The organism is Enterobacter sp. ZOR0014, assembly GCF_000798855.1.
Classification (GTDB): Bacteria; Pseudomonadota; Gammaproteobacteria; order Enterobacterales; family Enterobacteriaceae; genus Enterobacter; species Enterobacter kobei.
Genome location: NZ_JTLF01000298.1, coordinates 1 through 6,671, shown reverse-complemented (window position 1 = coordinate 6,671; position 6,671 = coordinate 1). Strand labels below are relative to the sequence as shown.

Sequence of the window (6,671 nt, the reverse complement as noted above, 5' to 3'; positions counted from 1 at the left end):
ATTGCTTGCCAGCCAGCTTAATAATTTAATGCCGATCATCGGCGCGCTGCTTGATGGCGCGGCGCTGCCGGTGGCTATCGAGCCGCTGCAGGTTATCGGTATTGCGCTGGCCGCGATGGCCATTGCGCTGCTTTCGACGCTTTATCCTTCCTGGCGCGCTGCCGCCACTCAACCCGCTGAGGCTTTACGTTATGAATAAGATCCTGTTGCAATGCGACAACCTGTCCAAACGCTATCAGGAAGGCGCTGTGCAGACCGACGTGCTGCACAATGTGAGCTTTAGCGTGGGCGAAGGCGAGATGATGGCGATTGTCGGCAGCTCCGGCTCGGGCAAAAGTACGCTGCTGCACCTGCTGGGCGGGCTGGATACCCCAACCAGCGGCGACGTGATTTTTTCCGGCCAGCCGATGAGCAAAATGTCCTCAGCGGCGAAGGCAGAGCTGCGTAATCGCGAGCTGGGCTTTATCTACCAGTTCCACCACCTGCTGCCGGATTTCACGGCGCTGGAAAACGTGGCGATGCCGTTGCTGATTGGCAAAAAGAAACCGGCAGAAATTAACGCCCGCGCCAGCGACATGCTGAACGCAGTAGGGCTGGGTCACCGTGGCAATCACCGTCCGTCGGAGCTTTCCGGCGGCGAACGTCAGCGCGTGGCCATTGCCCGTGCGTTGGTCAACAACCCGCGTCTGGTACTGGCGGATGAACCGACCGGTAACCTGGATGCGCGTAATGCGGACAGTATTTTCCAGCTTTTGGGTGAACTTAACGCCTCGCAGGGCACCGCGTTTCTGGTGGTCACCCACGATCTGCAGCTGGCAAAACGCATGGGGCGCCAGCTTGAAATGCGCGACGGTCATCTGAATGCAGAACTGACCCTGATGGGAGCGGAGTAATGGCTTCACCGTTATCGTTACTCATCGGGTTACGCTTTAGCCGCGGTCGCCGTCGCGGCGGCATGGTGTCGCTCATCTCCGTCATCTCGACCATCGGTATTGCGCTGGGCGTGGCGGTGTTGATTGTCGGCCTGAGCGCCATGAACGGCTTCGAGCGCGAACTGAATAACCGCATTCTGGCGGTGGTACCGCACGGGGAAATCGAGCCGGTTAACCAGCCCTGGACCAACTGGAGCGATGCGCTCAACAAAGTAGAGAAAGTCCCGGGCATCGCTGCTGCCGCGCCCTATATCAACTTTACCGGGCTGGTGGAGAGCGGGGTAAACCTGCGTGCCATCCAGGTGAAAGGGGTGAACCCCGCCCAGGAAGAACGCCTGAGCGCGTTGCCGAAATATGTGCAGAACGGCGCGTGGGCAAACTTTAAGGCCGGCGAGCAGCAGATCATCATGGGCAAAGGCGTTGCAGATGCCCTGAAGGTGAAGCAGGGCGACTGGGTGTCGATCATGATCCCGAACGCCAGCGCCGATCACAAATTGCAGCAGCCGAAACGCGTGCGCCTGCACGTCACCGGTATTCTTCAGCTGAGCGGTCAGCTTGACCATAGCTTTGCGATGGTGCCGATGGAAGATGCGCGGCAGTATCTCGACATGGGCGACAGCGTGACGGGCATTGCCATTAAGGTGAACGACGTCTTTAATGCCAACAAACTGGTACGCGACGCGGGCAGCGTGACCAATAACTATGTTTACATCAAAAGCTGGATCGGCACTTACGGGTATATGTACCGTGATATCCAGATGATCCGCGCGATTATGTATCTGGCGATGGTGCTGGTGATCGGTGTGGCGTGCTTTAACATCGTCTCGACGCTGGTGATGGCAGTCAAGGACAAGAGCGGTGACATTGCCGTGCTGAGAACGCTTGGGGCGAAAGACGGTCTTATTCGCGCCATCTTCGTCTGGTACGGTTTGCTGGCAGGATTGTTCGGCAGCCTGTGTGGCGTGGTGATTGGCGTGGTGGTTTCCCTGCAGTTGACGCCAATTATTAACGGCATTGAAAAGCTTATTGGTCACCAGTTCCTGTCGGGTGATATCTATTTTATTGACTTCCTGCCGTCTGAATTGCACTGGCTGGACGTTTTTTATGTGCTGGTTACAGCACTTTTACTGAGTCTGCTGGCAAGCTGGTATCCGGCGCGTCGCGCAAGCCGAATTGATCCGGCGAGGGTATTAAGTGGCCAGTAATTACGTCATGATCTAGCGGCTTTTGGGCCGCCAGGTCAAAAGAGGAATGCACTATGTATTATGGATTTGATATTGGCGGCACCAAGATTGCGCTCGGCGTATTTGATAAAGACCTCAGGCTGCAGTGGGAAACGCGCGTTCCCACGCCCCGCGAGAGTTACGACGAATTTTTAACCGCCATTGCCGCGCTGGTGGCGCAAGCAGATGAACGCTTTGGCGTCAAAGGCAGCGTCGGCATTGGTATTCCGGGCATGCCCGAAACCGACGACGGCACGCTGTATGCCGCCAACGTACCTGCTGCCAGCGGCAAACCGCTGCGCGCCGATCTCTCTGCCCGCCTTGAACGCGACGTGCGTTTAGATAACGATGCCAACTGTTTTGCGCTCTCTGAAGCCTGGGATGATGAATTCCGTCAGTATCCATTGGTCATGGGACTGATCCTCGGCACGGGCGTCGGCGGAGGGATCGTGATCAACGGTAAGCCCATCACCGGGCGCAGCTATATCACCGGTGAGTTCGGCCATATCCGCTTGCCGGTGGATGCCCTGGACGTCGTCGGGCGTGATTTTCCGCTGACCCGCTGCGGCTGCGGCCAGCACGGCTGTATTGAGAACTACCTCTCCGGCCGCGGGTTTGCATGGCTTTACGAACACTTCTATCATCAGAAACTTGAGGCCCCTCAAATCATTACCTTGTGGGAGCAAGGGGATGCGCAGGCGCGTGAGCACGTTGAGCGCTATCTGGATCTGCTGGCGGTATGTCTGGGAAATATTCTCACTATCGTCGACCCGGATCTGCTGGTGATTGGGGGAGGGTTGTCAAACTTTACTGCGATTACGGAACAGTTGTCCGGGCGTTTGCCCCGACATTTATTGCCGGTTGCACGCGTGCCGCGTATTGAACGTGCGCGACACGGGGACGCAGGAGGCATGCGCGGAGCCGCATTCCTTCATCTCACCGATTAGTTTACGAGGTTTCTATGCTGTCGCGTCGCCAGGGTCGACTCAGCCGTTTTCGCAAAAACAAACGCCGCTTACGTGAGCGCTTGCGTCAGCGGATCTTTTTCAGAGACAGAATGATGCCAGAAGCGATGGATAAACCCAGAGTGGTGGTGCTGACCGGGGCGGGGATCTCCGCTGAGTCAGGAATTCGAACCTTCCGCGCGGCGGACGGACTGTGGGAAGAACACCGCGTGGAGGATGTCGCCACGCCGGAAGGTTTTGCCCGCGATCCGGAACTCGTGCAGGCGTTTTACAACGCCCGCCGTCGCCAGCTGCAGCAGCCTGAGATTGCGCCCAATCCGGCGCATCTGGCGCTGGCGAAGCTGGAAGAGGCGCTGGGGGATCGTTTCCTGCTGGTGACGCAGAATATCGACAACCTGCATGAGCGAGCCGGTAACAAAAACATCATCCACATGCACGGTGAGTTGCTCAAAGTTCGCTGTGCCTGGAGCGGCCAGGTGCTGGACTGGAAAGAGGACGTGCTGCCAGAAGACAAATGTCACTGCTGTCAGTTCCCCGCACGCCTGCGCCCGCACGTGGTGTGGTTCGGCGAGATGCCCCTGGGGATGGATGATATCTACAGCGCGCTGGCGATGGCGGACGTGTTTATCGCCATTGGTACATCCGGCCATGTTTACCCGGCGGCGGGGTTTGTTCACGAAGCGCGACTGCACGGCGCCCATACGGTTGAGCTCAATCTGGAGCCAAGCCAGGTGGGCAGCGAGTTTGAAGAGAAACACTACGGTCTGGCAAGCGCGGTCGTCCCGGAATTTGTCGACAAGCTGCTGAAAGGGCTGTAGCGGCAATGGTGTAAAAAGGCACCCGTCCTGCGGGTGCCTGACGATTTACGAATGAAAGAACGCCAGCGTCTTCTCCAGCGATTTAGCCTGCTCGTCCAGTGAGAGAGCCGCGGCTGAGATCTGCTGCACCAGAGCGGCGTTCTGCTGGGTTGTGCTGTCCATCTGATTCACGGCGGTGCTGACCTGGCTAATCCCCCGATTTTGCTCGTCCAGCGCCTGAACGATATCGTTGATCACCAGATGCACATGCGACACCGCCTCGATAACCTGTTTCATCATCACGCCGGTTTCATTGACCAGCTCAACGCCTTTGTTGACGCGGCCAGACGATTCGGCAATGAGCTGAGAAATCTCTTTTGCTGCGTTAGCGCTCCGCTGGGCCAGGTTACGGACTTCACCGGCCACCACCGCAAAACCGCGTCCCTGCTCACCCGCCCGTGCAGCTTCTACGGCAGCGTTTAGCGCCAGGATATTGGTCTGGAAGGCAATGCCATCGACAATGCTGTTGATCTCACCGATCTTACGTGCGCTGTCATCAATCTCGCCGATCACCGTGACGACGTCGTTCACCAGCGTTTCGCCATGTCCGGCGAGGCTGGCGGCGCGGTCGGTCAGCGTGGTCGCTTTGTGCGCATTGTCGGCATTATTCTTCACCGTGGCCGAAATCTCTTCCATGCTGGCCGCGGTTTCCACAATCGCTGCTGCCTGCTCCTCGGTTCGCGAGGCAAGGTCAAGGTTACCTGCCGAAATCTCGCTGGTGCCACCCCGCACGGAATGGCTGGCATCGCTGATGTTGTCGACGATGCGTTTGAGCTGCATCTGCATGGTGTGCAGGGCGTAAAAAATACTGCGAGTATCTCCCGCGCGCACCGGAATTGTATTGTTCAGCTCCCCGCGGGCGACGGCCAGGGCAATTCCGGCGGCGTCAGAAGGTTCGCCACCCACCGGTCGGTCAACTTTACGCGTAAAGATTTGCGCCATGACCAGGCTCACCACTACGATACTGAGCACCATAAGGACAATGGCTTTCAGCAAAAATGCACGCGCCTCGGCCATCACCTCACTGACCGGAGTGACGATGGCCAGCTTCCACGGCGTCTGGCTGTTACCAATTGCAATATCCTGCCAGATAATAAATGCCTCCTCCTTCAGCAGTGGATCGTTTTCCCGGATGACATCATGGCCCGTTATCTTTCCCGCGTAAGGTTTTCCGGTGGCCAGTTTGTCCGGGCTGAATACCACTTTATTTTCCGCTGAGAGGAGCAGGGCATAGCCAGTCCCGTTCCACGGCTTTATTGCCCCAGTCATGGCTTGCAGCGTGGCGAGTGAAAAGTCAGAGGTGACCGATCCCAGAAACTTACCGTCAGCCATAATGGGGGCGGCAATGGAGGTAAGCATGACGTCTACGCCATTGTAGGGGTAGATATAGGGTTCGATGATCACCTCTTTTTGCCGTTGCTTCGGCAGCAGGTAATAATCGCCGCTGCCGGGTGTTTCCAGGTCCGTCAGCAGGTGCAGTGCGGGTTTGCCAGAGGCATCGCGGTCGACATAGCGGGCATAGCGTCCGGCAGGATCCTCTCCGCTCTGTCCGGCAAAGGCGGCATCCTGATGGTCAAACGCGTTGGGCTCAAAAGCCATCGACATGGAGAGAAACTGCGGGTGGGCCGCAAGATAATGGATCAGCAGTTGGTTGAGACTTTGGCGATCGGAGATGCCCGCATCCCGCAGCGCCAGGGCACTGTTGCCCATATCCCTGGCGGCAGCCAGCGCGGAATCCATCTCCTTACTGACCTGCAAAGACTGCACCTCAGCAATCTGGCGGATATGTTTTTTGGCCAGACTGTCCTGCTGCGCCATCCACTGCCACATCATAAAACCAATCGTGGCGGTAAAGCCCACCGTCACGGTGAGAAAAATGGACAATAGCATTAACGTTTTGACGCTCATTTTTGATCTTCGGACCTTGGCGTTTTGCATTCTTATCTCCCGTAATCGTGTGCGTGTCGGTCAGGCACATATTACTTATCGGATATATCACTCTCTTTCTGTAGAGTACCGGGAGTATTTAATTTAAATTCTGAGAATATAAACCCTGTTAATTAGTGTGGATGCTTTTATTTTGTGCATTCAATCAAAATAGTGCTCGATAATGCTCGTTATCGTCGTGTAGAAAGAGGATGCTAATAAATATTAAGTGGTAGAGGAGGATGGGATATGTACGGATTTATCGCCAGACAACCCATTTTTAACCCGGAGATGAAGACGGTCGCCTATGAACTGCTCTTCAGAGAGGGAATGACAAACCGTTTTCCGGATGTCTCGGCGGAATATGCGACATCCAGAATGATATCAGATCAGTTTTTATGTGTACCCGCGCAACGGATCGCCGGGGAGCACACGTCGTTTATTAATTTTCCCTCCCGGATGGTCATCGACCGGAGCGGAGAAGCGCTCGATAAAGAGAGCGTGGTCATTGAGATACTGGAAGATGCGGTTCCGGGGGCTGAGCTGTTGCAGGCCGTTAGAGAGATGAATGCGCACGGCTACCACTTCGCGCTCGATGATTTCACCCTCGCTCCGGAATGGGATGCGTTTTTACCTTATATTTCGGTTCTGAAATTCGATATCAGAAATTATACCTTAGCGCAAATTAAACAGTATCTGGCATCGCGTAAGAACGAGACCGCACATATAAAATATCTCGCTGAAAAAATTGAGACTAAAGAGGAATTT

The 6,671-nt window shown here is 55.9% G+C and carries 6 protein-coding genes and 1 pseudogene; 6 read left to right on the top strand and 1 reads right to left on the bottom strand.

Annotated elements, in window-relative coordinates:
- The 5 genes and pseudogenes from L977_RS15615 to cobB all read left to right on the top strand — a co-directional run.
- Positions 1–199: pseudogene (locus L977_RS15615) on the top strand (lipoprotein-releasing system transmembrane subunit LolC); the annotation flags it as partial.
- Entirely contained in the window at positions 192–893 is a 702-nt protein-coding gene (lolD, locus tag L977_RS15610; RefSeq protein WP_023332716.1) for a lipoprotein-releasing ABC transporter ATP-binding protein LolD, read from the top strand. The pseudogene L977_RS15615 and the gene lolD, both read left to right, overlap by 8 nt.
- Positions 893–2,137 carry a lipoprotein-releasing ABC transporter permease subunit LolE gene (gene lolE, locus L977_RS15605; protein ID WP_045135033.1) on the top strand — a complete coding sequence of 415 codons (1,245 nt, stop codon included), beginning with the start codon at positions 893–895 and terminating at the stop codon, positions 2,135–2,137. Before lolD ends, lolE begins: the two co-directional genes overlap by 1 nt.
- Before the next feature lie 53 nt (positions 2,138–2,190).
- Positions 2,191–3,102, top strand: a complete 912-nt coding sequence (gene nagK, locus L977_RS15600; protein WP_047626123.1) for an N-acetylglucosamine kinase — start codon at positions 2,191–2,193, stop codon at positions 3,100–3,102.
- 14 nt (positions 3,103–3,116) lie between these two features.
- Positions 3,117–3,938 carry a Sir2 family NAD+-dependent deacetylase gene (gene cobB / locus L977_RS15595; RefSeq protein ID WP_032636980.1) on the top strand — a complete coding sequence of 274 codons (822 nt, stop codon included), beginning with the start codon at positions 3,117–3,119 and terminating at the stop codon, positions 3,936–3,938.
- Between the two features lie 45 nt (positions 3,939–3,983).
- Here the strand turns inward: cobB and L977_RS15590 are convergent, their stop codons facing one another.
- Complete coding sequence (locus tag L977_RS15590; protein ID WP_045135034.1) at positions 3,984–5,915, bottom strand: methyl-accepting chemotaxis protein; 1,932 nt, start codon at positions 5,913–5,915, stop codon at positions 3,984–3,986.
- Between the two features lie 237 nt (positions 5,916–6,152).
- Here L977_RS15590 and L977_RS15585 point away from each other — a divergent pair.
- Positions 6,153–6,671 (top strand): diguanylate phosphodiesterase (locus tag L977_RS15585; protein WP_047626121.1); only part of this gene is annotated, 519 nt, incomplete at its 3' end.

What these genes read in the sequence shown, in the direction of transcription:
- lolD (WP_023332716.1), top strand. Translation starts at nt 192, where the DNA reads ATGAATAAGATCCTGTTGCAATGCGACAACCTGTCCAAACGCTATCAG.
- lolE (WP_045135033.1), top strand. Translation starts at nt 893, where the DNA reads ATGGCTTCACCGTTATCGTTACTCATCGGGTTACGCTTTAGCCGCGGT.
- nagK (WP_047626123.1), top strand. Translation starts at nt 2,191, where the DNA reads ATGTATTATGGATTTGATATTGGCGGCACCAAGATTGCGCTCGGCGTA.
- cobB (WP_032636980.1), top strand. Translation starts at nt 3,117, where the DNA reads ATGCTGTCGCGTCGCCAGGGTCGACTCAGCCGTTTTCGCAAAAACAAA.
- L977_RS15590 (WP_045135034.1), bottom strand. Translation starts at nt 5,915, where the DNA reads ATGCAAAACGCCAAGGTCCGAAGATCAAAAATGAGCGTCAAAACGTTA.